This window comes from Nonomuraea sp. NEAU-A123 (assembly GCF_018603905.1).
In the GTDB taxonomy this organism is placed as follows: Bacteria; Actinomycetota; Actinomycetes; order Streptosporangiales; family Streptosporangiaceae; genus Nonomuraea.
Genome location: NZ_JAHFZZ010000004.1, coordinates 105,177 through 128,743, shown reverse-complemented (window position 1 = coordinate 128,743; position 23,567 = coordinate 105,177). Strand labels below are relative to the sequence as shown.

The following is a 23,567-nucleotide window of genomic DNA, read 5'->3' as shown; positions in this document are numbered from 1 at the left end:
GCGTGAGATCGGATCGGCCTGCAAGGAGGCCCATGACCGTCACTCAGGCCGCACCGGCTCTCCGGCGTGCGGTTCAGGAACATCGGGACAACCGCTGGTCCATCCTGGTGCTGCTCTGCCTGAGCCTGCTCCTGATCACCGTCGACGCGACCGTCCTGCACATCGCCGTGCCCGCGCTGACCGCGGCGCTGGAGCCGACGGCGGTGCAACTGCTCTGGATCATCGACGTCTACTCGCTGGTCGTGGCGCCGCTGCTGGTCATGTTCGGCACGCTCGGCGACCGCTACGGGCGCAAACGGCTGGTGCTCGCGGGTTTCGTGCTGTTCGGGGTGGCCTCGGCCGTCGCCGCCTTCTCCCCCACGGCCCTGGTCCTGATCCTGGCCAGGGCGCTACTCGGGGTGGGCGGGGCGATGATCATGCCGGCCACACTGTCACTGATCCGCCAGGTCTTCCCCGACCGGCGCGAACGGGCCATCGCGCTGGGCGTCTGGAGCGCGGTCGCCGCCGCGGGAGCCGCCGTGGGGCCGCTGATCGGCGGGGTGCTCGTCGGCATCTGGTGGGGCGCGGTCTTCCTGATCAACGTGCCCATCCTGCTCGTGCTGCTGCCCGCCGCCGCCCGGCTGCTGCCCGAGTCGCGGGAGCGTAGCGGGCAGCCGTGGGACGGTCTCAGCGCCGCGCTGTCCGTGTTGGGCATCCTGGCGCTGGCGTTCGGGCTGAAGGAGGCCGGGGCGGGCAGCCTGATCCCGTTCGGGGCCTCCGTCCTGGTCTTCCTCGCCGGGGTGGCACTGCTGGTCTGGTTCGTACGGCGGCAGGCCCGGCTGGCGTCGCCGCTGCTGGAGGTCGGGCTGTTCCGGCGGCGCGAGTTCACCACCGGCGTCGCCGGAGTGCTGCTGGGCGTGTTCGCGCTGGTGGGGCTACAGCTCATGCTGGCGCAATACCTGCAACTCGTGCTCGGCGACAGCCCGCTGCGCGCGGCCATCCGGATGCTGCCGCTGGTGATCTCGGCGATCTCCGGCGGGCTGGCCGCGGCGCACATCCTGCCCAAGATCGGCATGCGCGCCACCATGAGCGGCGGCCTCGGCCTCGTCGCGCTCGCGCTCACCCCCACGCTCACCTGGGGCGTCGAGGCGCACCCCGTGATGCTGGCGATCTGCTTCGTGGGCATCGGGTTCGGCGTGCAGGTGGCGCTGCTCGCCGCGTCCGACACGATCATGTCCTCGGCCCCCGAGTCCCATGCGGGCGGAGCGGCGGCCATCGAGGAGACCGCCTACGAGCTCGGCGCCGGGCTCGGGGTCGCCGTGCTCGGCACGATCACCACCATCGCCTACGCGCCCGCGCTGCCCGCCGTTCCCGGAGTGTCCGACGGCGGCATGGACGAGGCCAGGCAGTCTCTCGCCAGCGCCGCGCACGTGGCCGACGAGATCGGCGGTGGCGCCGGCGGCGCGCTGCTCGACGCCGCCCGGTGGGCCTTCGTCAATGCCCTGCACACGACCGTCGTCGTGAGCGTCGTCCTGCTCAGCCTGACCGCCGTCGCCGTGGCCACGCTGCTCCGCCGTGATTGAGGTGTGTGATGTCCCGATTAGGGCAGACAACAACCGTGAAACAGGCCTTTCGTGATCTTGCTTCGCTGGTCGCCCGCCTCGGTGTGGGCGGCATCTTCTTCGCGAACGGCTGGACCAAGCTCGAGGACGGCCTGAACGCCACGGGGGCGAAGTTCCTCGCGCAGGGCGCGCCCGCGCCGCGTGCGTGGGCCACAGTCACCATGCTGACCGAGCTGATCGGCGGGGCGTTATTGATCGCCGGGCTGATCGTGTCGGTGATGGGGCTGATCCTCTTCGCCGAGGCCCTCGCCGTCTTCCTGATCGCGCCGCCGCTCAATCCGATCAGCACGAACGAGCTGATCCTGCTGGGCGTGGCCGCGCTGCTGCTGGCCGTGGTGGGGGCCGGGCGGATATCGGTGGACCACCTGGTGGTGATCCGCCGTAGGGAATCGGCGGCGGCGAACGAGTTCGCCGCCGAGACGGAGGCCGACGAGGTCATCGCGGCGCTGCGCGACCCCGACTCCCCTGGGTTCCGCGTGCCTGCCCGGCCCAAGGGTGGCTCTTCGGGGTCCGCAGGTTCTGGTGGTTCGGGTTCTTCGGGCGGTTCGGGTGGTTCGGGTGGTTCTTCGGGCGGCAAGCCGTCGGGAGGCCGGTCATCGGGCTCGCGCTCCGGCTCGTCCGAGGGTGAGCCGGACGGACCCGGGCTGGAGGACACGGCCCCGCATGTCCGGCCGCGCCGGTCGGGGACCGAGCCCGCGGACGAGCCCACCTCCTCGGCCGCACCGGGCGACACGCTGGTGGCCGGACGCAAGAAACCGCCCGCCCGCGGCCGCCGCACGACCCCCGACGAGTGATCCCTGCCGAGTGATCGCCCGCCCGCGACCGCCGGGTCGCGGGGTGGCGGTCATCGGGTCACAGGTCGGCTGTCAGCCGGGCGATCACCCGCATCTTGTTCATCGCGTCCAGGGCGGCGACCTTGTAGGACTCGGCGAGCGTCGGATAGTTGAACACGGCGTTGACCAGGTAGTCGACCGTGCCGCCGCAGCCCATGACGGTCTGCCCGATGTGGACGAGCTCGGTGGCGCCCGTGCCGAACACGTGGACGCCGAGCAGCCGCCGGTCCTCGGAGGAGACTAGGAGCTTGAGCATCCCGTACGAGTCGCCGATGATCTGTCCCCGGGCCAGTTCGCGGTAACGCGAGATGCCCACCTCGAACGGGATCTTGTCGCGGGTCAGATCGTCCTCGGACTTACCGACGAAGCTGATCTCCGGGATGGTGTAGATGCCGATCGGCGGCAGTCCCTTCATCTCCGCGACCGGTTCGCCGCAGGCGTGCTGCGCGGCCAGCCGGCCCTGCTCCATCGAGGTGGCGGCCAGCGCGGGGAAGCCGATCACGTCGCCGACGGCGTAGATGTGCGGGACGGGCGTGGCGTAGTTCTCGTCCACCGCGATTCGGCCTCGGTCGTCGGCGGCGAGCCCGGCCGCTTCCAGGCACAGCTCGTTCGTCTTTCCCTGACGTCCGGCCGAGTACATGACGCAGTCGGCGGGGATCTTCTTCCCGCTCTCCAGCACGGTCAGCGCCCCGCGGGGCCGCCGCTCGACCGCGGCGACGTTCTCGCCGAACCTGAAGGTGACGGCGAGGTCCCGCAGGTGGTACTTCAGCGCCTCCACGATCTCCAGATCACAGAACTCCAGCATCCGGTCGCGCCGCTCGACCACGGTGACCTTGGTGCCCAGCGCCGCGAACATCGAGGCGTACTCGATGCCGATGACCCCGGCGCCGACGACGACGAGCGTCTCGGGCACCTGGTCGAGGTGGAGGATCGCGTCGGAGTCGATGACCGTCTTGTCGTCGAATTCGACCGTGGACGGGCGGGCCGGCGAGGTGCCCGTGGCGATCACGATCTTCTCGGCCGTGACCTTCTTCTCCTCCTTCTCCTCGTCGCTGGCGATCCCGATGGTGTGCGGGTCCAGGAAGCGCCCGGTTCCCTGCAGGACCGTCACGTGGTTGCGGCCGAGCTGGCTGCGGATCACCTGGATCTCGCGGCCGATCACGTGCTGGGTGCGCATGCCGAGGTCGGCGACCGTGATCTCTTCCTTCACCCGGTAGCTCGCCCCGTACAGCTCCCGCTGGTTGAGGCCCGTGAGATAGAGGACCGCCTCGCGCAGCGTCTTGGAGGGGATCGTCCCTGTGTTGATGCACACGCCGCCGAGCATGTGGGTCTTCTCCACGACAGCGACCCGCCGGCCGAGTTTCGCCGCGGCGATCGCGGCCTTCTGCCCGCCGGGGCCGCTGCCGAGCACGAGGACATCGAAGTCATACATGAGTGCCGCCGCCCATCAGGTGAGGGCGCGCGAGAACGGCGACCCGGCTGCCGGGCTGCGCGGCCATGATGGCCGCCTTCTGCCCGTCGGGTCCTGAACCTACGACAACAACGTCAAAATCGGCCACACATCAAGTGTCCACCTATCCGGACATCCCCGCCATGACACGATCGACGATTCCCTGGTTGCCCTCTTGGCGGGCGCAGTGGGCACAGCAGTACCAGTGCTCGCCCGACTGGACGCCGTGCCCGATCACCTTGGTGCCGCAGTGCTCGCAGATCGGCGCCATGGACTGGATCGCGCACTGGAAAGAGTCGAACGTGTGCACCGCGCCCTGGGCATGCACCTCGAAGGACATGTCGTAATCGTTGCCACACGCTTCGCAGACGGCCATGGCCCGGGGATACCCGGATGCCGGTCCTCGTTGTCTCATGGGACGGCTATTTCCGATGAAAATCCGTCAGGCGGAGGCGCCTCCGTCGACCACGAGGTCGGTGCCGACCGCGTACCCCGCCTCGGGTGAGGCCAGGTAGAGGACGGCGGCGGCGATCTCGTCGAGGGTGCCCACGCGGCCGCTCGGGTTGGTGGTCTTCAGCCGCTCGGTACGGTCGGCCTCGGTCTCGCCGGGACGCATCGACCTCGGGGTGTCGGACGGCCCCGGGCTGATGGCGTTGATCCGGATGCCCTCACCGATGTATTCGAGCGCGGCCGTCCTGGTCAGGGCGCTGACGGCGGCCTTGGAGGCGACATAGGCGCCCAGTCCTGGCTGGCGGCGGTGGGCGCCGAGGTTGGAGGAGGTGTTGATGATCACGCCGCCGCCCTGCTCGCGCATCTGGGCGATCTCGTACTTCATGGACAGCCAGACGCCGGTCAGGTTGACGGCCAGGACACCGTCCCAGATCTCGCGGTCGAGGTCGGCCACCTTGCCGGCGCTCACCATGCCCGCGTTGTTGAAGGCCACGTCGAGCCGGCCGTACCGCTCCACGACCTCGGCCACCATCCGGGCGGCGTCACCTTCGTCGGTGACGTCGGCCGTCACCGGGGCGGCCACACCACCGTCGGCCTCGATCAGCTTCACGGTCTCGGCCAGCGGCTCCGCGCCGCGGCCCGCGACCACGACGACGGCTCCCTCGCGGGCGAACGCCCGCGCGGTCGCCCGCCCGATCCCGGATCCGCCCCCGGTCACCAAGACCACCTGATCAAGGAATTTCACGCCCTGCCCCCTCAGCTGGAAACCCGGCTCAGTCTAGTCAGGGCCGTTCCGCGAGATAGCGGCCCACCAGGGGTACGGAAACCCGGCTCACTCCGTTCAGGGCCGCTCCGCGAGATAGCGGCCGACCAGGGGATTGGGAACCCGGCTCAGTCCGGTCAGGGTCGCTCGGCGAGATAGCGGCCCACCAGGGGTACGGCCAGGAGCCCCAGGGCGGCCAGTGCGCCCGGCAGGCCGAGCCAGCCCGTCAGGGCGGCCACGAGCAGCGGGCTGATGACGAAGCCCGTGTAGGAGATCGCGGAGACCGTGGACACCAGCACCCCGCTCGCGTCGTCGGCCGCCGCGCGGCTGAGCACGGCGGGCACCAGCGGCCCGAGCGCCAGCCCGGTCACCGCGAACCCCGCCATCGACGCCAGAACCGAGCCGCCGAGCCCCGCCAGCGCCATCCCCGCGAGTCCGCCCACCCCACCCACCAGGTAGAACGTCCGCAGCGTGAACCGGGGCAGCGCCTGCGCGGCGATCCGCCCCACCGTGAGCGCCGCCATGTAGACGGCCGGGGCCGCGCTCGACACCAGCGCCGAGGCCCCGCGGTGATCTTCGAGGAGCAGCACCGACCACTGTTCGATCGAGTTCTCGATGATCAGCGCGCACGCGGTCAGCGCACCGAGCACGATCGCGACCGTCCAGCGCCGCCTGCCGCCCGCTCCCCCGGTGGCGGGCAGGCCTCGGCCCAGACGCAGGGCCGGCAGCGACGCCGACGAGGCGAGCACGAAGGCCGCGGCCACCACCAGCACCGTGCCGGTGCCCAGGCCGAGCGAGCGGGCCAGCCCGGTGGCGGGGGCCGCGACGATCACGGCGAGCGGGAAGGCGGCGTGCACCTGCTGGAACAGCCTGCGCCCGTGCTCCCGCTCGGCGCGCCCGGTGGCCATGTTCAGCGCGACGTCGAGCGCGCCGCTGGTCATGCCGACCAGGAGCAGCGTCAGCCCGAGCGCCATCGGCGAGCCGACGGGCGCGATGGCCACGACGCTCAGCGCGAAGACCACGGTGACCGCGATCAACGCCGTGCGTTCCCTGCCCCCGGCCAGCCGCCCGGCCACCGCCATCGCCGGAATCGCCCCCACCGGCACCGCGCTCAGCGCCAGCCCCAGCTCAGCGGGGGACGCGCCGAGCTGCTCCTTGATCGCCGGCAGCAGCGCCGACCACGAGCCCCAGAACCCGCCCCAGGCCGCGCTGACCGCGATGAGCGGTATGCCGCGTTCCCCCACCAGCCCCCCTTGCCATGCATTACGGTTATGCACGGTAAAGATCTTTAATGTCCTTAATATCCCCAATCGAAGGGATTCACGTGCTCACGCGAACGGTCATCGCGGCCAGCTTGGCCGCCGCCGGGATCGCCGCCACCCCCGCCGCCGCCACTGCCACCCCCACCACCGCAACTTCCGCCGCCTCGTCCGTGACGGCCGCGCCCTACACGCCGGAGCGGGTCTGCGGACCCGGCTTCCGCAGGGTCACGGACGGTCACCGGGCGATGAGGACGCGCGAGGGCGCGGTGTTCGGGCACGTGTACCTGATGTACAACAAGCGCTCCGGCAAGAACTGCGTGGCCGCGATCAAGACGGCCTACCTCGGCACCAAGACCACCACGGGCGCCAGCATCGTGGTGCGGGGCGGCGGCCGGTCGGAGGACGTACAGAAGTACCGCTTCTACGCCGAGACCGGGCACGTCAACGGCAGTTGGAAGTGCGTGAAGTTCTGGGGCTGGACCCGCGATCCCAGCGGCCACGTCGAGGCCGGCGGCGGCCGCAACACCTGGGGCAACTGCGCCGGCTGACCCCGCCCAGGCCGCCCGACCGGAGCACCCGCGTGGACGGGCCGGGCCTGCGGGCCGGGCGGCTACCTCGGGTGGACGTCGAGATACGGGACGTCCTTGAAAGCGGCGTCCCGCTCCGCGACGGAGAGCGCGCGTCCGGCACGCCGGCAGACCGCGCCCCACGCGAACACCTCAGCGGCCGACCCGACCCGCTACCCCATGAACACCTCGGCGGTCGGCCCGGCCTGCTGCCCCGTGGACACCTTGGCAGGCGACCCGGCCCGCCGCCCCATGAACACCTCGGCGCCCGGCCCGGCCCGCCGCCCCGTGAACACCTCGGGCGCCATGGGGCTTCCCCGCCACCTCGACGGTCTTGGTCAGCGGCATGTCGAGCGTACGGGCGATGCCGAGGTCGATCACTCGCGGGCGGGCGGGGCCGAGCAGCACGTTGTCGGGCTTGAGGGCGCGGCGGATGACGCCCGCGTCGTGGATCGCGGTCACGACGACCGTGGCCGACCGATGCGGGTCGCCCCCGGTGAACCACCTTGATCGCCACCCGGTCGCCTTCGGTGTCGTACGCCTCGTGGACGACACCCTGCCCGCTGTGTCGCACGTCGGCGCCCTGCCCCGTCCTCGCCTTGTCGCGGCGAACACGGTGGAAATTCCCATGCCTCAGCGGCTCTGGTCCGTGGCCGCCTGGCGGGAGGCCACGCGCGGCTGAGTATTTCTACCGAAGGGAGGTCGCTCCCCCGGTAGAAATGCATGGAACGACCGGACGTCCTCCGGTTAGGTTGTGGCACATGGCGGCTGCAACCGCCCGCCAAGCCGCTGGCAAGCGGCGGCGCGCACAGTACAGGTACGAGCGCACGAGAGGGGGCAGACCATGAGACGCGTGCGGATCGTCAAGTCGGCGAAGCGGCGACAGGACCAGAACACGGGCCTGGACCTGCGTACCCCATCGGGCCGTCGGCTACCTTACTGAAACGATACTTACATCGAACTTACCGGGGTACCTGTAGATAACATAGGTAACAAGAACGTCACGGGGGGCTCACGATGAAGAGACTAGTGGTGGTGCCGCCACAAGTCGCCCGGCACAAGATCCGCGATATCCGGTCGGGGGACCGCCGCAGGCCGGTCGTGCACGATCACGACCCCAAGGTCGTCGATCTCCGAGCCTACAGCGGCCGTAACGTGATCCGGTTCCCCGGAGGCCCCACCCCCGCCGCCTGATCGCCCGCGGGTCAGCCGTAGAGCTTCTTGGCGTAGGTCTCGCCGTAGTAGTTCTCGAGCTGCTCGATGGTCTCTTCCACCTTCTGTACGTCCTTGACCAGGGTCGCGTGCGACGGCAGCGAATCGGCGGCCCAGCGGTCGGGCTTCCAGAGCGCCGAACGCAGGAAAGCCTTGGCGCAGTGGAAGAAGATCTGCTCGATCTCCACGACGAGCGCCAACTGCGGGCGGTGGCCCTTGACGATCATGTCGTCGAAGAACGGCGCCTCGCGGATCAGCCGGGCGCGGCCGTTGAGCCTGAGGGTCTCGTTCCGGCCGGGGATCAAGTAGATCAACCCCACATGCGGATTTGTCAGGATATTGCGGAAGCCGTCCGCCCGGCGGTTGCCCGGCCGGTCGGGGATGGCGATCGTGGCGTCGTCGATGACGTACGTGAAGCCGGCCGGGTCACCCTTGGGCGAGACGTCGCAGTTGCCGTCGGCGTCGGAGGTGGCGATCAGGCAGAACGGCGAGTTCGCCAGCCATTCCCGGTCGCGCTCGTGCAGCCGCGGCCGGTCCTTGGTGACCGCTCGCGGCATTACCTCACCCAGTAGTTCGCGTAGTTCTGCCTCCGAGCCGATCTCCGCCCAGCCCATGCTGTCTCCTTCCGGGGGTTACGCGTAATTCTGTCAGGGAATCGGGTGGAGCATCCGATGAGGGGTTCGCAATGCCTCGCTGACCGGATCGTCCCTGGTGCCCGCCAAACCCGGACCAGGCCGTACCTCCGCCTCCTCGATCGGGACCTGCACACCGCAGGTGGCACAACGGGCGGCGCCGTCGATGCGGGTGCCGCAGGTCAGGTGGTGGAAGACGCGGCGCGGTCCGGTGCTGGTCAGATGCCGCCCGCCCCATTCGGCCAGGGCCAGGACCGGCAGCCAGAGCTCATGGCCCATCGGGGTCAGGATGTACTCGTCGCGCGGCGGCGAATCGCGGTAGCGCCGCTTGTCGAGGACCCCCGCCTCGACGAGCGCGGCCAGCCGCTGTGAGAGCACCGCCCGGGGGATGTCGAGGTGGGCGAGGAAGTCGCCGTAGCGCCGTACGCCGTACATCGCATCGCGCACGACAAGCAGCGTCCAGCGCTCGCCGATCACCTCCAGAGCCTTGGCCAGCGAGCAGTCCTGGGCGTCGTAGTTCTTGCCTAGCGCCATGCCACCCCTTTGGGTTCATTCATTGAACCATGGTAGCTTGCCCGACATGAGTTCAATCACTGAACCTACTCGGGTGCTCGTGCCCGGTAGTCGAACGCTCGCCGTGGCGTCGTCGGCGCCCCTGCTCGTGCTGACGAACTACACGGTGCCGATGGTCACGCTGCCCCAGACAGCGCGGGAGCTCGGCGCGGGCCCGACCGGGCCGGTGTGGATTCTGGGCTCGATCGCGCTCGGCCTGTCGGCACTGCTGCTGGTCTCCGGCGGGCTGGCCGACGACTACGGGCGCAAGCGGGTGCTGGTGGCGGGCACGGCCGTGCTCGCGATCGCCAGCGTGGTGGCCGCGTTGAGCCCGGTCGTGGTGGTGTTCGTGGCGGCCCGGCTGGTGCAGGGCGGCGCGAGCGCGGCGATGCTGGCGGCGAGCCTGGGCATCGTGGGCCATGCCTTCCCCTCCGGGATCGAGCGGGTGCGGGCCACCGGTCGTTACGGCGCGATGATCGGGCTGGGCACCGCCGTGGGGCCGCTGCTGTCCGGGGTGCTGGCGGAGGTGACCGGCTGGCGGGCGGCGTACTGGCTGATGGCGGCGTGCGCGCTTGCCCTTGCCGTGGTGTCGGCGCGCACGCTGGAGGAGTCGCGCTCGGCCGTGCCCCGGCGGTTCGACGTACCCGGTGTGGTGCTGCTCAGCCTGGGTGTCGCCGCGCTGCTCGCCGGCGTGACCGAGGGGCGTCTCGGCTGGTCGCGGCCGGTGGTGCTGGTGGCGTTCGCGGCGGCGGTGGTGCTGGTGGCGGCCTTCGTGCTGGTGGAGCGGGGGCGGGAGGAGCCGTTGATCGACTTGGAGCTGTTCCGGCGGCCGGCGTTTCTGGTGGCTACGGGTGGGGCGCTGGTGGTCGGGGCGGCGGTGGTCGGGTTGATGAGTTATCTGCCGACCGTGCTGCAGACGGCGCATGGTCTGACGCCGCTCGCGACCGCGCTGCTGTTCATGCTGTGGTCCGGGCTGTCGTTCCTGGCCGCGCTGCTGTCCCGGCATCTGCGGCTGGCCACGGCGGCGCGGCTGGCGCTCGGGCTGGCGCTGACCGCGCTGGGCTTCGGCGGACTGCTGGGTCTGGGCGGGACGTTCGTGCCCGTTCTCGTGGTCGGCGGGCTGGCGGTGAGCGGGGCCGGGGCCGGGCTGATCAACTCCTCGATCACGCACCTGGCGATCGAGAGCGTGCCGGCGCACCGGGTCAGCATGGGGTCGGGGGCGAACAACACCGCCCGCTATGTGGGCAGCTCGCTGGGGGCGGCCGGGGTGGCGGGGGTCATCGGGGGGTTCGGGGCGCAGCAGGGGGTGGTGATCGCGGTGGCGGCCTGCATCGCACTGACGGGGGTCACGGCCGTGGCCGCCCTCGTCACCCGCCGCTGAACCGTGGCTGTCGGTCGGCGCTGAGGCGCGGCCGTCAGTCGGCGCTGAGCGGTGGTCGGCACCTGTCGCCGAGCGGTGCCCGTCAGCCGTCCTTGAGGCGGGTGCGGTGGAGGCGGACCTTTTCGCGGTTGCCGCATCTGCGCATGGAGCACCACTGACGCTTGCCCGCGTTGGACCGGTCGGTGAAGCGCAGGCCGCACGTGGGGCTGGCGCACACCCGGATGTGGTGCCGGTCGTCGCCGCCGAGCAGCGTCACGGCGTCGTACGCGATGTCGGCCAGCGCCGCGCCCGCCGGATCGGGGGGCGCCACCCGTACGAGAGAGAGGTCGGGAGCGAGCCGCACCACCGGCGCCCGGCGCCGCGCGGCCCAGGCGTTGACCACCTCCAGATCGACCGGATCCACGCCGGCGGAGCCCGCGAGGACGGCATCCACGCAGCGGCTGATCGCGTCCCGCAGATCGCGGGCCTGGCGCAGCAGCGCCTCGTCCGCCCGCACACCCGCGTAGCCCGCCACGTCGAGCCAGGCGGCCAGGTCGGCGGGCTCGCGCAGCATCTCCCGGCCGCCGGTCTTCCTGTCGCGGTACGTGTTGATCAGATCGAGACTCGACCGGCCCCCGTCCCACACCCAGTCCATGCCCTAACTATATGATGAGGTTACCGGTAACCTCATCATGGAGTTAGCAATGGCTGAATCAAGGATGGCCGAGCTCGACGGGCTCCGGATGCACTACCTGATCGAAGGCGACGGGCCGCTGCTCGTCCTGCTGCACGGCTGGCCCCAGACCGGCCACTGCTGGCGGCGGATCATGCCCGAGCTGGCCGAGCGCTACACGGTGGTCGCGCCCGACCTGCGGGGATACGGCCGGACGGACAAGCCGACCGCCGGCTTCGACAAGCGGACCATGGCCGCCGACATCCGCGCTCTGGCCCGCTCGCTCGGCCACTCGACATTGACGCTGGCCGGCCACGACCGAGGGGCGCGGGTCGCGCACCGCTACGCGCTGGACCACCCCGGCGAGGTCGAGCGGCTGATCGTCATGGACATCATCCCCACCAGGGAGATGTGGCGCCGCTTCGACATGCGGTCGGGGATGGCGCTGGGCACCTGGCACTGGACCTTCCACCTGCAGCCCGACCTGCCGGAGCTGCTCGCGGGGTCGAACGTGGCGGCCTATCTGGGCTACTTCTTCGAGAAATGGACAGTACGGCGGGCGGAGCTGGAGGTGGACGAGTACGTACGGGCCTTCTCCCAGCCCGGAGCGCTGCGGGCCGGGTTCGACGACTACCGGGCCTCCTTCCCGCACGACGCCGCCCACGACGACGCCGACTGGGACGCGGGCAAGCGCCTGGAGATGCCGGTACTGACCCTGTGGGGGTCGGCCGGGCTGCCGAGCCGGGTGCCGGTGCTCGACATCTGGCGCGAGTACGCCCGTGACGTGCGGGGTGCGGAGATCCCGGACTGCGGCCACTTCCTGGCCGAGGAACGCCCGGACATCGTGCTGTCACACCTGTGCGACTTCCTCACACCCGGCTGACCCTGGCGGGCGCGCGGCTGACGGGGTGGGCGGCGCGGGTGGCCCAGGTCCGGCTGAGCAGGCGGCGGTAGTGCGGTGCGGCGGGTCTCGTTCAGGCGGCTCACGTCCACGCCGCCGATGGTGACCGTCCCCGACGTGGGCGTGTCCAGACCGGCGGCGCAGTGCAGCAGCGTGCTCTTGCCGGACCCGGACGGCCCCATCACGGCCAGGAACCGGCCCCGCTCGAACTCCAGCGACACGTCGTCGAGTGCCACGAGCTCGCCGTATCTCTTGGTGACGCCGCTCAGCGTGACGACGCTCATGACCGGCGCCGCCGCACGTACATGGTGATCAGCGCTGCGCCGACGAGCAAGGCCACGATTCCGCAGGGGAGGTTGATCGCCAGGCTGAGCCCGGCTAAGGAAGAGACCGCGTTGCCCGCGACGCCCAAGACGAACAGGACCCAGAGGAGCCCTCTCAACAGCGTGTTGTTCATGGGGGTAACGCTAGAAAACCACCCTGACCAGCCGGAATCCCACCTGTCAACCGATCGGGGTACAGCAGGCTGTAGTGACCTACCAGCGCCGGGCCTGGGCCATGACGTCGAGCAGCGCGTCGCGTTCGGCGGCGAAGGCCGGGTCCGCGCCTTCGCGTTCGGCCCGCAGGTGCAGCATGGTCAGCTCGGTCGCCGCCTGCTGGTAGTCGCCCATCTCCCGTCCGAGCCCCACGCCCTTGGCCCACTTGCGCGCGGCCCGGCGGCCGGACAGCGTGCTCAGCATGGTGATGTCCGGCGGGGTGACGTGCCCGGTGGCCTGGTAGGCGGGCAGGTAGCCGCCCATCTTGGCGATCAGTTGCCGGCGCTCGCGTACGGTCACCAGAACGAGCCCGACGAGCGCCCCCATGATCACCAGGTAGGCCGCACCCAGCCAGCCGATCGACCGGAGCAAGGCGGCGCCGTTCCAGAGCCCGTGCAGCAGGACCGCGCCGAAGTAGCCGAGCGGGATGGCGGCGAACCTCGCGGGGCCGCGGCGGGTGAGCGCGTACGCGACGCCGAGCCCGGTCATCGCGGTGTACACGGGGTGGCCGAGCGGGTCGATCAGCCCTCTGATCACGAACAGTTGTACGGCCCCGCCCACGCCGTCCTCGGTGAAGGCGCTCAGGTAGTAGCCGACGTTCTCCACGACCGCGAAGCCCAGCCCGGCCATCGAGCCGTACACGATGCCGTCGGTGAGCCCGTCGATCTCCCGCCTTCTGATCAGGAGCAGCAGCAGCGCCGAGCCCTTGAGCGCCTCCTCGATCACCGGGGCCAGGTAGACCGTCCCCACCTCCTTGACGGTCTGCGTGCCGTAGCCGGCCCTGGCGAACATGGCCTGGCCGGCAATGGTCAGCACGACGCCCAGCACGATCGCCACGCCGGCGCCCCACGCGAACGCGAAGCCCAGGTGCAGCCGGGGCTCGGGCTCCAGCCGGTCGAGCGAGAGGACCGCCGCGAGCAGCAGCGGCAGGGGCGCCACCGCCAGCAGCATGGACAGGCCGAAACCGAGCGGACCGCCCTTCAGCAGCATGCCGACCAGCACGATCACCGCGAGGACGCTCGAGATCACCAGGCCGATCAGGAGTGCCTTGCTGGGTCGCTGCGGGAGCGAGGGAGGCCGGGTCCGTACGGTCATCGCCATACCTCTTTTCGGACAGAGTCCCACTATGGAGCGGACCCGTCGACAGACGCTTGACGATTACTTAATGACCTTGATCAACTCGCTTCCCGATAATAGGGATCGGCGACCCCGCCCTCGTACGAGTACACCTCGCGGCCGTCGACGAAGACCCGCAGCGCCCGGCTCATGATGTCCAGCGGGTCGCCGGACCAGATCACCACGTCGCCGTCGAGCCCCGGACGCAGCGCGCCCACGCGGTCGTCGAGGCCCATGATGTGGGCCGGGTTGACGGTGATGGACCGCAGCGCCACGTCCCGGTCCAGCCCCTCCTTGACCGCCAGCGTCGCCTGGTGGACCAGGAAGTGGATCGGCACCACGGGGTGGTCGGTGGTGATCGCCAACTCGACCCCGGCACGCGCGAGGATGCCCGGATTGCGCAGCGAGCGGTGCCGGAGCTCGACCTTGGAACGGCTGGTGAACAGCGGCCCGATGATGACCGGGACACCGCGCTCGGCCAGCACGTCGGCGATCAGGTGCCCCTCCGTGCCATGGTTGATCACCACCCGGTAGCCGAACTCGTCCGCCAGCCGCAGCGCGGTCGCGATGTCGTCGGCCCGGTGCGTGTGCTGGCACCAGGGCAGCTCCCCGTCGAGCACGCGGACGAGGATCTCCTGCGTGGGGTCGCGATCGAACGGCTTGCCCTCGTCGTAGGCGACGGACCGCCTGGCCTTGTAGTCCTGTGCCTTCATAAACGCGTCGCGGATCACCGCCGCCACGCCCTGGCGGGTGGACGGCAGCTTCTTCTGGTCGCCGTAGACGCGCTTGGGGTTCTCGCCGAGTGCGCTCTTCACGCTCACCGGCTCGCGGATCAGCATCTCGTCGACAGTCCGGCCCCAGCACTTGACCGCCACCGTCTGCCCGCCGATGGGATTGCCGGATCCCGGCTTGATCACCGCGGTGGTGACGCCGCCGGACAGCGCGTCGGCGAAGCCCAGGTCGGCGGGGTTGATGGCGTCGAGGGCGCGCAGACGGGCCCCGTTGGGGTCGGTCATCTCGTTGGTGTCCTGGCCGGCCCAGCCCTCAGCCTCCTCGTGCACGCCCAGGTGGCCGTGGGCCTCGACGAAGCCCGGCAGCACCCAGCCGCCGGCCGCGTCGACGACGGGGGTTCCCGGGGGTATCTCGATATCGCGGCCGACCGCGGCGATCTTCCCATCCTGGATCAGCACGGTGCCGCCATCGATGGGATCGCCGTCGACCGGGACGACATATCCGCTGGTGATCGCAAGATTCATGTCAGCAACCTACATTGGATGATATTTCGGCATAGGGCGGACACGGCGCTTCGCTCCTCTCCCTTCCCTTCGGTAAGGTTCCGACAACAGGGCAAAGGAGAATGAATTGGCCGAGGACCAGGCCGCCTACGGTCCCGGCGCGGGGCTCGGCCCCAGCGGCCTGCCGGACGAGGACCTGTCACACCTGCTCAGCAGGCAACGCTTCGGCGCGCTGGCGACGCGGGGCGGCAACGGCCACCCGCATGTGTCCACCGTCGTGTACGCCTGGGACCCCGCCCAGCGGGTGGTGCGCGTCGCAACGGTCGACGGCCGGCCGAAGGTGCGCCAACTGCACAAGGACCCACGAGCCGCACTGTACGTGGCCAGCGACGACTTCTGGTCGTACGCCGTGGCCGAGGGCCTGGCCGAGCTGTCACCGGTGAGCGTCGAACCCGGCGACGAGGTCGGCCGGGAACTGCTGGCCATGCAGTCGGGGGGCTACGCCGACCCGGGCGCCCAGGCCGCGTTCCTGGGGCAGGTGGTCGCGGACAAGCGGCTGGTGATCAGGCTCCGGGTGTCGCGGCTGTACGGGACGTCGCTGCCTGCTCCCTCCGCCGGATAGCGCGCCGCCTGTTGTAGTCGACCACCGCGACCACGGCGAGGATGAGCGCCAGGTCGATGGCGGCCGACGAGCGGATCGCGCCGATATGGTCGCCGGCCGCCGCGGCCGCGAAGTAGACCGCGCCGATCACGGCGACCCCGCCCGAGCCCCCGAACTGCTGGGCCGTACTGAGGAACCCCGAGCCGATGCCCGCCTGGTGCGGCGCGACCTCCACCAGGGCCGCCCCGATGAGCTGCGGGATCACCAGGCCGTTGCCGAGTCCCACGAGCACGAGCGAGGCCATGATCCACGGCAGCCCGGCCGGTGCCGTGCACAGCAGCAGCGTCAGGCCCGACGCGGTCACGGCTCCACCGATCATGACGACCTTCAGGCCGTACCTCCTGACCAGGCGGGTGCCCAGCAGCGAGCTGATCGTGAACAGCACGCCCATCGGCGCGAACGCCAGCCCGGCCTGGAACGCGGTGAGCCGCAGTCCGCCCTGGAGCAGCAGCGTGAGCGTGAACATGAACGACGCGAAGTACGCCATGAACGCGGTGATCGCGCCGACGCCCGCCAGATAGGAGTGCACCTTCAGCAGAGCCAGGTCCAGCACCGGCTGCCCGCCGCGCCTGCCGAGCACGTACTGCCAGCGACCGGTCAGAACGAGGACGGGCACGCTCGCGCCCATGCAGATCCACGTCCACGCGGGCCAGCCCGCGCTGTTGCCGAGGCCCAGCGGCACCAGGATCAGCGCCAGACCGGCCGCCAGACCGGCGGCGCCGAGCAGGTCCAGTCGCGACCGCCTAGCCGGCTCGACCCTGGGCAGCAGCCAGGCGGCCAGCGGGACCACGACCAGGCCGACGGGCAGGTTGATCAGGAAGATCACTCGCCAGCCGAGCCCGAACAGGTCGGCCGACAGCAGCAGCCCGCCCAGCACCTGCCCGGCGATCGAGCCGAGCCCGCCGGCCGCGCCGTACCAGCCCACGGCGCGGCGCCGCTCGTCCGGCGGGAAGGCCGCGGAGATCATGGCGAGCACCTGTGGCACCATCGCCGCGCCGGCCAGCCCCTGCAGCAGCCGGGCGGCCACGAGCTGGGCCGGGTTCAGCGCGATCCCGCAGAGTAACGACGCGATCGTGAACGCGATCACGCCGCCGATGAACATCCGCCGGTAGCCGTACCGGTCGCCGAGCCGCCCGCCGGTGATCATGCCCGCCGCGTAGGTGAAGGCGTAACCGCCCACGATGAGCTCCAGTGCCGCGGGGCTCGCGTGCAGTTCGCGTTCGAACGACGGGGCCGCCACGTTGACCACGAAGAAGTCGAACTGGGCCATGAACCACGCCGACAGAAGCACCGCCAGCGTCCCGCCGAATCTCATTCTGACCAGGCTAGGCCCTCAGAACCGGCGGACGCCGAGCGGGGCTGGCAGAGTGAGGGCATGGATCATCTCTCCCACTTCGGCCGCGAGATCCGCGCGTTCGAGGCGGCGGTCCGGGCCGCGGGATCCGGTCTGGTGCCGTCCTGCCCGGGCTGGGGCGTGCCCGATCTCGTCATGCATCTGGGCGGTGTGCACCGCTACCTCGCGTGGGTCATCGGCGACCGTCTCACCGAACAGCCGGACCCCTCGGACCTGTCCTTCCTCGGGCTGCCAGCCGAGTCAGCAGGCTGGCCGGATCCGGCGCACGCACCGGCGACCGGGCCGCTGCCGGCCGGTCTGGCCGACTGGTTCGCGGAGGGGGCCGCCAGGTTGGAGTCCCTGTTCGCCACCACCGATCCGAACATGCCGGTGTGGACGTGGTCCGGCGAGCAGCGTGTCCGGTTCTGGGTGCGCATGCAGAGCATCGAGGCGGCCGTCCACCGCTGGGACGCCGAGGGCGTAGCGGGGACCGCCGGGCCGATGGACGCCGAGCTGGCGGCCGACGCGGTGGGGCAGACGTTCGAGGTGATGGCCCCGGCCCGGCGTGCCTGGACCGCGGCGCCGCCCGGAGCGGGCGAGTCGTACGGCTTCCGGCAGACCGACGGCCCGGCACGGTGGACGGTCCGCTTCGACGGACCGGCCGTGAAGGTGACCCAGGAGAACGAGGAGGACGGCCGCGACGCCGAGGTGGCCGGCGCGGGGACCGGCGACTGCGACGTCGAGGTGGCCGGGACCGCGTCGGACCTCATGCTGTTCCTCTGGCAGCGTGTCCCGCCCGAGCGGATGGACGTGCGTGGCGACCGGGCCGTGCTCGACCGTTACTTCACCCTCGTCCCGCCCGTCTGACCGATCTTCGATCAGGTAGGTTCCACGCTGTCGCCCAGCGACTCCAGGAGCTCCCGGAGTTCGGCGGCCAGGGCGGCCTGCCGGGTCTCGGAGAGTGCGGCGAGCAGTCGGCGCTCGGTCTCGACGTGGTCGGGCAGCACCCGGTCGATCAGTTCCCGCCCTTCGTCGGTGAGGGCGACGTGCACGACGCGCCCGTCCTTCTCGCTGGGTGTACGGGACACCAGGCCGCGGGCCTGGAGGCGGTCCAGGCGCTGGGTGATGGCCCCCGAGGTGACCATGGCCGACTTCATGAGCTCGGCCGGGGTCAAGGACCGTCCATTGCGCCGCAACGTGGCGAGCACGTCGAACGACGCCGAGTCGAGCCCGTGGGCGCTGAACGTACGGCCCAGCTCCAGGCCGATCAGCCGCGACAGGCGGGACAACCGCCCGATCACCGCCATCGGCGACACCTCGACGTCAGGGCGCTGCGCGGCCCACTGCTCCAGCACGCGGTCAACATGATCTGCCACCCATTCATCTTAGCGGTGAGACAAATACCTTAGCGATGAGATACATTGTCTTAGTGCTAAGAAATCGACGTGCCATGATCATGGTGACCGCGCTGGCCCCGGCCATCTGGGGGACCACCTACCTCGTCACCACCGAACTGCTGCCACCCGGCCGCCCTCTCCTGGCGGCGGTCGTCCGCGCCCTCCCCGCCGGGCTGCTGCTCGTCGTGCTCACCCGGCGGCTGCCGAAGGGGGTGTGGTGGTGGCGCGCCCTGGTGCTCGGCGCGCTCAACATCGGGGTGTTCTTCGCGTTGCTGTTCATCGGCGCCTACCGGCTGCCCGGCGGGGTCGCCGCGACCATCGGCGCGGTGCAGCCCCTCCTGGTCGCCGGTCTGTCCGCCGGCCTGCTCGGCGAGCGCTTCTCCGCGCGTACGGCGATCGCCGCCGTGGCGGGTGTGGCCGGGGTCAGCCTGCTGGTCCTGCGGGCCGACGCCCGGCTGGACGCCATCGGCGTCGCCGCCGCCGCCGGGGGCGCGGTCGTCATGGCCACCGGAGTGGTCCTGAGCAAGCGGTGGACCTCACCCGCGCCCCTGCTCGCGACCACCGGCTGGCAGTTGGTGGCCGGTGGCCTGCTGCTGCTCCCGGTGGCGCTCCTCGTCGAGGGACCGCCGCCCGCCACACTGACCTCGGCGAACCTGACCGGGTACGCCTACCTCGCCATCATCGGCTCGGCCGTCGCCTATGCCCTGTGGTTCCGCGGCATCCGCGCCCTGTCCCCCACGCACGTCACCTTCCTCGGCCTGCTCAGCCCGCTGGTCGCCACCACGCTGGGCTGGCTCGCCCTCGGTCAGTCGCTCAGCGTGGCCCAGGTCGTCGGCGGGCTCGTCGTCGTGGCGGCCCTGATCACGGCCCAGACCCAGCGCCGCCGCCCGGCCAAGCAGTCGCGCCCGCTCGCTGACCGCCTGATCCCCGCTGACCAGCACTGATCCCTCTGACCCTCAAGGAGAAACCATGCGCATCACCGTGTTCGGAGCGGCGGGCAGCGTCGGCGCTAGGGTGGTCGCCGAGGCGCTGTCCCGCGGCCACGAGGTCACCGCCGTCGTCCGCGACCCGGCCCGTGTCCCTTCGCTGCACCCCGGCGCCCGTCCCCAGGTCGGCGACGCCGCGCAGGTCGAGGACGTGACCAGGCTCAGCACCGGTCAGGACCTCGTGATCAGCGCGACCCGCCCGGCCACCGGCCGCGAGCACGACCTCGTCACGACCGCCAAGGCGCTGCTGGCCGGGCTCGCGGGGACCGGCGTCCGGCTGCTGCTCGTCGGCGGGGCGGCCGGCCTGACCGTTCCCGGCTCCGGCGGCCGTACCGTGCTCGACGATCCGCGCTTCATGTCCGACGCCTACCGCGCCATCGCGCTGGCCTGCAACGGCCAGCTCGAAGCCTGCCGTGCGGAGGCCGGCGTGGACTGGGCGTACCTGAGCCCGGCCGCGCTGCTGGCGCCGGGCGGGCGTACCGGCGCCTACCGGCTGGGCACCGACGAGCTGCTCGTGGACGCCGACGGGCACTCGGCGATCTCCATGGAGGACCTCGCGGTGGTGCTGCTGGACGAGGCGGAACGGCCCAGGCATCACCGGGTCAGGTTCACCGCCGCGTACTGACGTCAGACGCGGATCCGGTCGTAGAACAGGGCGGCGTCGACGATGCGGCTGTTCTCCCATGGCGCCTCCTTGAGCGTCGAGGAGAACACCACCTTCTCCACCGCGTTGAGCCACTCGGAGAAGGACCGGTCCCGGGGGTCGGCCGCGTCGTCCTTGGCGACCGACGGCCAGAAGCCGCCGAATCCCTCATAGTTCTTGCGTCCGAGCAGGACCTGCGGCATCAGCGGCGAAGATCCCCGACCAGCCGCGTGGTCTCCTCGTCGGCCGGGAAGTACGCCTCGACGGCGACCCCTTCGAGCGTGATGTCGAACGCCGCGCCGAACGTCGTGATCGTGCTGAAGAAGCAGAGCTCGTCCCCGCGGTGCGTGATCCGTACGGGCAGCGCGATGTCGGCGGGGTCGGGCAGCGGCGCCTCCTCATCGTCTCCATAGGCCAGCAGTTCCTCGTAGAGCGCGCTCAGCTCCGGATCCCCCGTAGCGGCGACCTGCCTGGCGAGGCGTGGCAGCAAGAACGCGCGGACCTGCGCCAGGTTCTGAACCCGCGGCGCGAACCCGTCCGGATGCAGCCCCAGCCGCATCATGTTCACCGGCGGCTCCAGCAGGGCCGGGTCCACGTCGTCGAGGAAGACGTTCATGGCGTCGTTGGCCAGCAACAGGTTCCAGTGGCGGTCCAGGGCCAGCGCCGGATACGGCTCGTGCCCGCGCAGGATCTGCTGGAGCGCCTCGTACGCCTTACCCAGGTCGGGAGCGTCAAGCGGGCGTTCGGGATAGATGGGTGCGTACCCGGCCGCGATCAGCAGCCGGTTGCGTGCCCGCAGCGGGACGTCGAGCTGCTCGGCCAGCCGCAGCACCATGGACCGGCTGGGAATCGTCCGCCCGGTCTCGACGAAGCTGACGTGCCGCGCGGACACGTCGGCCTGGAGGGCCAGGGCAAGCTGGCTGAGCCCGCGCCGCTGCCGCCAGTCCCGCAGCGACTCCCCGACCGGCTGATCCATGTGCATATGGCAGGTTTAGCAAAGAACTCGTGCAATCGCCGAGGCGAGTGGAAGTCAGCCGGCGGTGTCGGAGGCGCCGGGCGGCCAGATGCCGACGTCCAGGAGCTTGTGGGCGTAGGAGTAGGCCACGAGCTGGCTCCGGTTGCTGCAGGCGAATCGGTCGAGGAGCTTGCTGATCCGCTCTGCCACCGTGTATCTGCTGAGGTTCATCTCGCGGGCGATTCTTGTCGTCGTATGTCCCCTGGCCAGCAGGATGATCAGCCACGTGTCGCGATCATTTGTCAGATCGTCGGAAACAAGATCCATAGCAAGTCCCGGTTCGGATCGCCTTGGCGGAGGCGCCCCTGGTGGAAGCGCCTCTGTGTGCAAGCTAGAAGCGTCTGCTTAATCAGCGGTATGGCCGGACCATACGACCGGTTATGGATCGGCCCTGGCGAGCTGCCCGTGGAAAATCTCCTCGTAGAGGTTCCTGAGTACGGGGCTGGGGTCCATGCCGAGTTCGGCCACGAGATGCCGGCGTACGGTCTCGAACTGCGAGAGCGCCTCCGGCGCACGGCCGCAACCGGCGAGAGCGGTCATCCTCGCCGCCACGAGCCGCTCACGCGCGGGGAAGAAGGGCACCAGGTCGTCGAGCCTGTTCAGCACCTCGATGTGGCTGCCCCGCTCGATCGCGAGTTCCGCCCAGTCCTCATTGACCGTGAGGTACAGGTCGGTGAATCTGCCGACCGCCTCATCGACCAGGGCGACCCCCGAGAACTCCGCGAGCGGCTGACCACCCCACAGGCGCAGGGCGTCATCGAGCACGGTCAACGCGGCATCGGCGTCGCCTCTGCGCCGCATGTCCCGGCCGGCGCCGGCCAGCCGCCGGAACTCGAGGAGATCGAGTTCGTCCGGCCCGGCGTCGAGACGGTATCCCCAGCCTTGGTAGGAGATCCGATCTCCGAACCTCCTCCGCAGCACCGAGACGTAGACCTGGAGGTTCTTGCGTGCCGAGGGGGGTGGTCGTTCTCCCCACAAGGAATCGATCAACTGGTCCGTCGGGACCACCTGATTCGGGCGGGAGAGCAGGATCGCGGCCAGAAGCCGGGCCTTCCTGGCGCTGACGTGCACGATCGTGCCGTCCACCCGCACCTCGAGCGCGCCGAGCACGCGGGCGTCCAAGCGCGGGGTCACGACTTTCGCCCGCTCGATCCGGTCGGTGCCCAGCGCCAGGAATCCGGCCAGATCGATCGTCGCCGAACCCGCCTTGGCCACCTGGCGGTGGAGCGTACGCACCGTGGAAAGCGTCGCGATGGAGACGTCGTCGACGCCGGCCTTCGCTTCGAACCACCGCCAGTCGCCGTCGCGATTGACTTCGAGGAAGACCGGTCCTTGCCTGGTCAGCAGGAAGTCGAAGGCGCCGTAGCGCAGACCCCAGATCCCGGCGAGCCGGTGCACCGCCTCCACCACGGCCTCCGGCGCCGCCACCGGAGAGACCGTGACCGACGCCGCGTCGCACCAGATCGCCTCGGGCGATGGCTTGCCGACGCGGAAGGCCCGGATCTCGCCGTCCACGAAGTAGACGCGCAGCTCCGCCCAGTGGTCGACGTATTCCTGGACGATCATGGGCGCGTCGCGCGCAGGCAGGCTGCTGGCCACGACGCCGTCCACGATCTCCGGGAAGACCCCGTGCAGGGTGCCCGGTTCGGTCTCGACGAAATGCCGGTCGAGGGCCTTGACGATGATCCGGTCGCTGGCCAGCGCCGCGCTCGCCGCCCCCACGTCGGTCGTGGCGATCGTTCGTGGGGTACGGACCCCTGCCTGTGCCGCGCCGTCCAATTGAACCAGCCGCCCCAGGTCACGGCCGCCGGGCAGCCGGGCGGCTGACAGCGACGACAACTGGTCGATGAAAGCGCCCCACGAGTCGGCCCGGAACAGGGACGGCGCCGAGCCGTTCCCTCCCTGCACGGCCCGCGGCGAGAAGTGCCGTACCCAGGTGACGGTGGGGATGATGCGGCGCCCGTTCAGTGTCAGCGAGCCGTCGTCGAGCTGGGTGATGATCCGCAGGCCGCTGATCGACCCGGCGTCGACCCGCACGCTCGGCACGCCGAGCGTGCGCAGCCCGCGCTGGAGCACCGCGAACTCGGCGAGCCCCGCACGATCCACGAGGACCACGCACGGCAGGGCGGTCGCGGGGTCGCTCTCCTCCGGGAGCTGCCAGGTCACGCCGGGACTGCCGGTAGGCATGCGCAGCGTGTACGGATCATGTGGCTTGGCGTTCACTCGACTACGAAATGCGCGACTGAACCGGTCCATGTGCCGATGATGATCACACTCTGCGTGGTCGCACAACGCGCCCTCTGTCGTTCGGCATACCGTCCCGGCTAGCCCACGTTTGTGGGGTTGTGTCACCTGCTGATCGCCGGTCCATACTCAACCTGCAACACATC

General features: G+C 70.6%; 29 protein-coding genes and 1 pseudogene. 11 read left to right on the top strand and 19 right to left on the bottom strand.

Translation table 11 applies throughout. The annotated features are described in order from the left end of the window. Window positions 1-32: 32 nt before the first annotated feature. Entirely contained in the window at window positions 33-1,562 is a 1,530-nt protein-coding gene (locus tag KLK06_RS12875; protein WP_214635654.1) for an MFS transporter, read from the top strand. 35 nt (window positions 1,563-1,597) lie between these two features. Beyond that, window positions 1,598-2,395, top strand: a complete 798-nt coding sequence (locus KLK06_RS12870; protein WP_214635653.1) for a DoxX family protein — start codon at window positions 1,598-1,600, stop codon at window positions 2,393-2,395. Window positions 2,396-2,453: 58 nt separating this feature from the next. On the opposite strand, the gene sthA is transcribed toward KLK06_RS12870, so the two are convergent. The 5 genes from sthA to KLK06_RS12845 all read right to left on the bottom strand — a co-directional run bounded on the left by sthA (window position 2,454) and on the right by KLK06_RS12845 (window position 6,341). Further along, the gene (gene sthA, locus KLK06_RS12865; protein WP_214635652.1) at window positions 2,454-3,866 is read right to left on the bottom strand and encodes a Si-specific NAD(P)(+) transhydrogenase; all 1,413 of its coding nucleotides are present in this window, start codon (window positions 3,864-3,866) and stop codon (window positions 2,454-2,456) included. Further along, on the bottom strand, window positions 3,859-3,993 hold the full coding sequence (locus KLK06_RS63045; RefSeq protein ID WP_214635651.1) for an FAD-dependent oxidoreductase: 135 nt from the start codon (window positions 3,991-3,993) through the stop codon (window positions 3,859-3,861). The genes sthA and KLK06_RS63045 overlap by 8 nt, the downstream gene beginning before the upstream one ends. 15 nt (window positions 3,994-4,008) lie before the next feature. Continuing rightward, window positions 4,009-4,260, bottom strand: a complete 252-nt coding sequence (locus KLK06_RS12855) for a hypothetical protein (protein WP_214635650.1) — start codon at window positions 4,258-4,260, stop codon at window positions 4,009-4,011. Window positions 4,261-4,326: 66 nt separating this feature from the next. Then, the gene (locus tag KLK06_RS12850) at window positions 4,327-5,079 is read right to left on the bottom strand and encodes an SDR family NAD(P)-dependent oxidoreductase (protein ID WP_214635649.1); all 753 of its coding nucleotides are present in this window, start codon (window positions 5,077-5,079) and stop codon (window positions 4,327-4,329) included. 155 nt (window positions 5,080-5,234) lie between these two features. Beyond that, on the bottom strand, window positions 5,235-6,341 hold the full coding sequence (locus KLK06_RS12845; RefSeq protein WP_214635648.1) for an MFS transporter: 1,107 nt from the start codon (window positions 6,339-6,341) through the stop codon (window positions 5,235-5,237). Between the two features lie 80 nt (window positions 6,342-6,421). On the opposite strand from KLK06_RS12845, the gene KLK06_RS12840 reads away from it, so the two are divergent. Beyond that, entirely contained in the window at window positions 6,422-6,907 is a 486-nt protein-coding gene (locus tag KLK06_RS12840) for a hypothetical protein (protein WP_214635647.1), read from the top strand. Between the two features lie 191 nt (window positions 6,908-7,098). Here the strand turns inward: KLK06_RS12840 and KLK06_RS61410 are convergent, their stop codons facing one another. Continuing rightward, the gene (locus tag KLK06_RS61410; protein WP_284735016.1) at window positions 7,099-7,233 is read right to left on the bottom strand and encodes a hypothetical protein; all 135 of its coding nucleotides are present in this window, start codon (window positions 7,231-7,233) and stop codon (window positions 7,099-7,101) included. Between the two features lie 125 nt (window positions 7,234-7,358). Here KLK06_RS61410 and KLK06_RS12835 point away from each other — a divergent pair, with 125 nt between their 5' ends. Both KLK06_RS12835 and KLK06_RS12830 read left to right on the top strand, forming a co-directional pair. Further along, window positions 7,359-7,607, top strand: a complete 249-nt coding sequence (locus KLK06_RS12835; RefSeq protein WP_214635646.1) for a hypothetical protein — start codon at window positions 7,359-7,361, stop codon at window positions 7,605-7,607. Window positions 7,608-7,942: 335 nt separating this feature from the next. Further along, window positions 7,943-8,119: a hypothetical protein gene (locus tag KLK06_RS12830; protein WP_214635645.1), complete on the top strand. Its 177-nt coding sequence runs from the start codon at window positions 7,943-7,945 to the stop codon at window positions 8,117-8,119. An 11-nt stretch (window positions 8,120-8,130) separates the two neighbouring features. Here the strand turns inward: KLK06_RS12830 and KLK06_RS12825 are convergent, their stop codons facing one another. Together KLK06_RS12825 and KLK06_RS12820 are read right to left on the bottom strand one after the other, a co-directional pair. After that, a complete protein-coding gene (locus KLK06_RS12825) occupies window positions 8,131-8,751 on the bottom strand; it encodes a pyridoxamine 5'-phosphate oxidase family protein (protein ID WP_214635644.1) in 621 nt (206 codons plus the stop codon). Between the two features lie 33 nt (window positions 8,752-8,784). Beyond that, the gene (locus tag KLK06_RS12820; protein ID WP_214635643.1) at window positions 8,785-9,303 is read right to left on the bottom strand and encodes a helix-turn-helix domain-containing protein; all 519 of its coding nucleotides are present in this window, start codon (window positions 9,301-9,303) and stop codon (window positions 8,785-8,787) included. A 46-nt stretch (window positions 9,304-9,349) separates the two neighbouring features. On the opposite strand from KLK06_RS12820, the gene KLK06_RS12815 reads away from it, so the two are divergent. Then, on the top strand, window positions 9,350-10,702 hold the full coding sequence (locus KLK06_RS12815) for an MFS transporter (RefSeq protein ID WP_214635642.1): 1,353 nt from the start codon (window positions 9,350-9,352) through the stop codon (window positions 10,700-10,702). An 82-nt stretch (window positions 10,703-10,784) separates the two neighbouring features. On the opposite strand, the gene KLK06_RS12810 is transcribed toward KLK06_RS12815, so the two are convergent. Continuing rightward, complete coding sequence (locus KLK06_RS12810; RefSeq protein ID WP_214635641.1) at window positions 10,785-11,336, bottom strand: ABATE domain-containing protein; 552 nt, start codon at window positions 11,334-11,336, stop codon at window positions 10,785-10,787. A 49-nt stretch (window positions 11,337-11,385) separates the two neighbouring features. Here KLK06_RS12810 and KLK06_RS12805 point away from each other — a divergent pair, with 49 nt between their 5' ends. After that, window positions 11,386-12,237, top strand: coding sequence for an alpha/beta fold hydrolase (locus KLK06_RS12805; protein WP_214635640.1), 852 nt, complete (start codon window positions 11,386-11,388; stop codon window positions 12,235-12,237). Between the two features lie 101 nt (window positions 12,238-12,338). On the opposite strand, the pseudogene KLK06_RS12800 reads toward KLK06_RS12805, so the two are convergent. The 4 genes and pseudogenes from KLK06_RS12800 to KLK06_RS12785 form a co-directional block, all read right to left on the bottom strand. After that, a pseudogene (locus KLK06_RS12800) lies at window positions 12,339-12,539 on the bottom strand (ATP-binding cassette domain-containing protein); the annotation flags it as partial. Continuing rightward, window positions 12,536-12,712, bottom strand: coding sequence for a hypothetical protein (locus tag KLK06_RS12795; protein ID WP_214635639.1), 177 nt, complete (start codon window positions 12,710-12,712; stop codon window positions 12,536-12,538). The pseudogene KLK06_RS12800 and the gene KLK06_RS12795, both read right to left, overlap by 4 nt. 79 nt (window positions 12,713-12,791) lie before the next feature. Further along, window positions 12,792-13,886, bottom strand: coding sequence for a PrsW family intramembrane metalloprotease (locus tag KLK06_RS12790; protein WP_214635638.1), 1,095 nt, complete (start codon window positions 13,884-13,886; stop codon window positions 12,792-12,794). 80 nt (window positions 13,887-13,966) lie between these two features. Then, the gene (locus KLK06_RS12785) at window positions 13,967-15,163 is read right to left on the bottom strand and encodes an amidohydrolase (protein ID WP_214635637.1); all 1,197 of its coding nucleotides are present in this window, start codon (window positions 15,161-15,163) and stop codon (window positions 13,967-13,969) included. A gap of 106 nt (window positions 15,164-15,269) precedes the next feature. Here KLK06_RS12785 and KLK06_RS12780 point away from each other — a divergent pair, with 106 nt between their 5' ends. Next, the gene (locus tag KLK06_RS12780; protein ID WP_214635636.1) at window positions 15,270-15,764 is read left to right on the top strand and encodes a pyridoxamine 5'-phosphate oxidase family protein; all 495 of its coding nucleotides are present in this window, start codon (window positions 15,270-15,272) and stop codon (window positions 15,762-15,764) included. Here the strand turns inward: KLK06_RS12780 and KLK06_RS12775 are convergent. Continuing rightward, complete coding sequence (locus tag KLK06_RS12775) at window positions 15,706-17,118, bottom strand: MFS transporter (RefSeq protein WP_214635635.1); 1,413 nt, start codon at window positions 17,116-17,118, stop codon at window positions 15,706-15,708. The genes KLK06_RS12780 and KLK06_RS12775 overlap by 59 nt on opposite strands. Before the next feature lie 60 nt (window positions 17,119-17,178). Here KLK06_RS12775 and KLK06_RS12770 point away from each other — a divergent pair, with 60 nt between their 5' ends. Continuing rightward, a complete protein-coding gene (locus tag KLK06_RS12770) occupies window positions 17,179-18,003 on the top strand; it encodes a maleylpyruvate isomerase family mycothiol-dependent enzyme (RefSeq protein ID WP_214635634.1) in 825 nt (274 codons plus the stop codon). Between the two features lie 11 nt (window positions 18,004-18,014). Here KLK06_RS12770 and KLK06_RS12765 read toward each other — a convergent pair whose 3' ends face one another. Then, the gene (locus KLK06_RS12765; RefSeq protein WP_214635633.1) at window positions 18,015-18,512 is read right to left on the bottom strand and encodes a MarR family winged helix-turn-helix transcriptional regulator; all 498 of its coding nucleotides are present in this window, start codon (window positions 18,510-18,512) and stop codon (window positions 18,015-18,017) included. A gap of 74 nt (window positions 18,513-18,586) precedes the next feature. On the opposite strand from KLK06_RS12765, the gene KLK06_RS12760 reads away from it, so the two are divergent. Then, on the top strand, window positions 18,587-19,477 hold the full coding sequence (locus KLK06_RS12760) for an EamA family transporter (RefSeq protein ID WP_250905345.1): 891 nt from the start codon (window positions 18,587-18,589) through the stop codon (window positions 19,475-19,477). Between the two features lie 25 nt (window positions 19,478-19,502). Continuing rightward, window positions 19,503-20,144, top strand: coding sequence for an NAD(P)-dependent oxidoreductase (locus tag KLK06_RS12755; protein WP_214635631.1), 642 nt, complete (start codon window positions 19,503-19,505; stop codon window positions 20,142-20,144). Window positions 20,145-20,146: 2 nt separating this feature from the next. Here the strand turns inward: KLK06_RS12755 and KLK06_RS12750 are convergent, their stop codons facing one another. From KLK06_RS12750 to KLK06_RS62275, 4 genes are all read right to left on the bottom strand, one after another. Further along, entirely contained in the window at window positions 20,147-20,365 is a 219-nt protein-coding gene (locus tag KLK06_RS12750) for a hypothetical protein (protein WP_214635630.1), read from the bottom strand. Then, window positions 20,365-21,138: a helix-turn-helix transcriptional regulator gene (locus KLK06_RS12745; protein WP_308168219.1), complete on the bottom strand. Its 774-nt coding sequence runs from the start codon at window positions 21,136-21,138 to the stop codon at window positions 20,365-20,367. Before KLK06_RS12745 ends, KLK06_RS12750 begins: the two co-directional genes overlap by 1 nt. Before the next feature lie 54 nt (window positions 21,139-21,192). Beyond that, window positions 21,193-21,444 (bottom strand): LuxR C-terminal-related transcriptional regulator, encoded by a 252-nt coding sequence (locus tag KLK06_RS12740; protein WP_214635628.1) that lies wholly within the window; start codon window positions 21,442-21,444, stop codon window positions 21,193-21,195. 111 nt (window positions 21,445-21,555) lie between these two features. Continuing rightward, window positions 21,556-23,400: a BTAD domain-containing putative transcriptional regulator gene (locus tag KLK06_RS62275; RefSeq protein ID WP_214635627.1), complete on the bottom strand. Its 1,845-nt coding sequence runs from the start codon at window positions 23,398-23,400 to the stop codon at window positions 21,556-21,558. Between the last annotated feature and the right edge of the window lie 167 nt (window positions 23,401-23,567).

Excerpts from the sequence above, each read along its gene's own strand:
- KLK06_RS12875 (WP_214635654.1), top strand. The coding sequence starts at position 33 with ATGACCGTCACTCAGGCCGCACCGGCTCTCCGGCGTGCGGTTCAGGAA.
- sthA (WP_214635652.1), bottom strand. The coding sequence starts at position 3,866 with ATGTATGACTTCGATGTCCTCGTGCTCGGCAGCGGCCCCGGCGGGCAG.
- KLK06_RS12855 (WP_214635650.1), bottom strand. The coding sequence starts at position 4,260 with ATGGCCGTCTGCGAAGCGTGTGGCAACGATTACGACATGTCCTTCGAG.
- KLK06_RS61410 (WP_284735016.1), bottom strand. The coding sequence starts at position 7,233 with ATGGCGCCCGAGGTGTTCACGGGGCGGCGGGCCGGGCCGGGCGCCGAG.
- KLK06_RS12835 (WP_214635646.1), top strand. The coding sequence starts at position 7,359 with ATGACGCCCGCGTCGTGGATCGCGGTCACGACGACCGTGGCCGACCGA.
- KLK06_RS12830 (WP_214635645.1), top strand. The coding sequence starts at position 7,943 with ATGAAGAGACTAGTGGTGGTGCCGCCACAAGTCGCCCGGCACAAGATC.
- KLK06_RS12825 (WP_214635644.1), bottom strand. The coding sequence starts at position 8,751 with ATGGGCTGGGCGGAGATCGGCTCGGAGGCAGAACTACGCGAACTACTG.
- KLK06_RS12820 (WP_214635643.1), bottom strand. The coding sequence starts at position 9,303 with ATGGCGCTAGGCAAGAACTACGACGCCCAGGACTGCTCGCTGGCCAAG.
- KLK06_RS12815 (WP_214635642.1), top strand. The coding sequence starts at position 9,350 with ATGAGTTCAATCACTGAACCTACTCGGGTGCTCGTGCCCGGTAGTCGA.
- KLK06_RS12810 (WP_214635641.1), bottom strand. The coding sequence starts at position 11,336 with ATGGACTGGGTGTGGGACGGGGGCCGGTCGAGTCTCGATCTGATCAAC.
- KLK06_RS12805 (WP_214635640.1), top strand. The coding sequence starts at position 11,386 with ATGGCTGAATCAAGGATGGCCGAGCTCGACGGGCTCCGGATGCACTAC.
- KLK06_RS12795 (WP_214635639.1), bottom strand. The coding sequence starts at position 12,712 with ATGAACAACACGCTGTTGAGAGGGCTCCTCTGGGTCCTGTTCGTCTTG.
- KLK06_RS12790 (WP_214635638.1), bottom strand. The coding sequence starts at position 13,886 with ATGACCGTACGGACCCGGCCTCCCTCGCTCCCGCAGCGACCCAGCAAG.
- KLK06_RS12785 (WP_214635637.1), bottom strand. The coding sequence starts at position 15,163 with ATGAATCTTGCGATCACCAGCGGATATGTCGTCCCGGTCGACGGCGAT.
- KLK06_RS12775 (WP_214635635.1), bottom strand. The coding sequence starts at position 17,118 with ATGAGATTCGGCGGGACGCTGGCGGTGCTTCTGTCGGCGTGGTTCATG.
- KLK06_RS12770 (WP_214635634.1), top strand. The coding sequence starts at position 17,179 with ATGGATCATCTCTCCCACTTCGGCCGCGAGATCCGCGCGTTCGAGGCG.
- KLK06_RS12760 (WP_250905345.1), top strand. The coding sequence starts at position 18,587 with ATGATCATGGTGACCGCGCTGGCCCCGGCCATCTGGGGGACCACCTAC.
- KLK06_RS12755 (WP_214635631.1), top strand. The coding sequence starts at position 19,503 with ATGCGCATCACCGTGTTCGGAGCGGCGGGCAGCGTCGGCGCTAGGGTG.
- KLK06_RS12750 (WP_214635630.1), bottom strand. The coding sequence starts at position 20,365 with ATGCCGCAGGTCCTGCTCGGACGCAAGAACTATGAGGGATTCGGCGGC.
- KLK06_RS12745 (WP_308168219.1), bottom strand. The coding sequence starts at position 21,138 with ATGGATCAGCCGGTCGGGGAGTCGCTGCGGGACTGGCGGCAGCGGCGC.
- KLK06_RS12740 (WP_214635628.1), bottom strand. The coding sequence starts at position 21,444 with ATGGATCTTGTTTCCGACGATCTGACAAATGATCGCGACACGTGGCTG.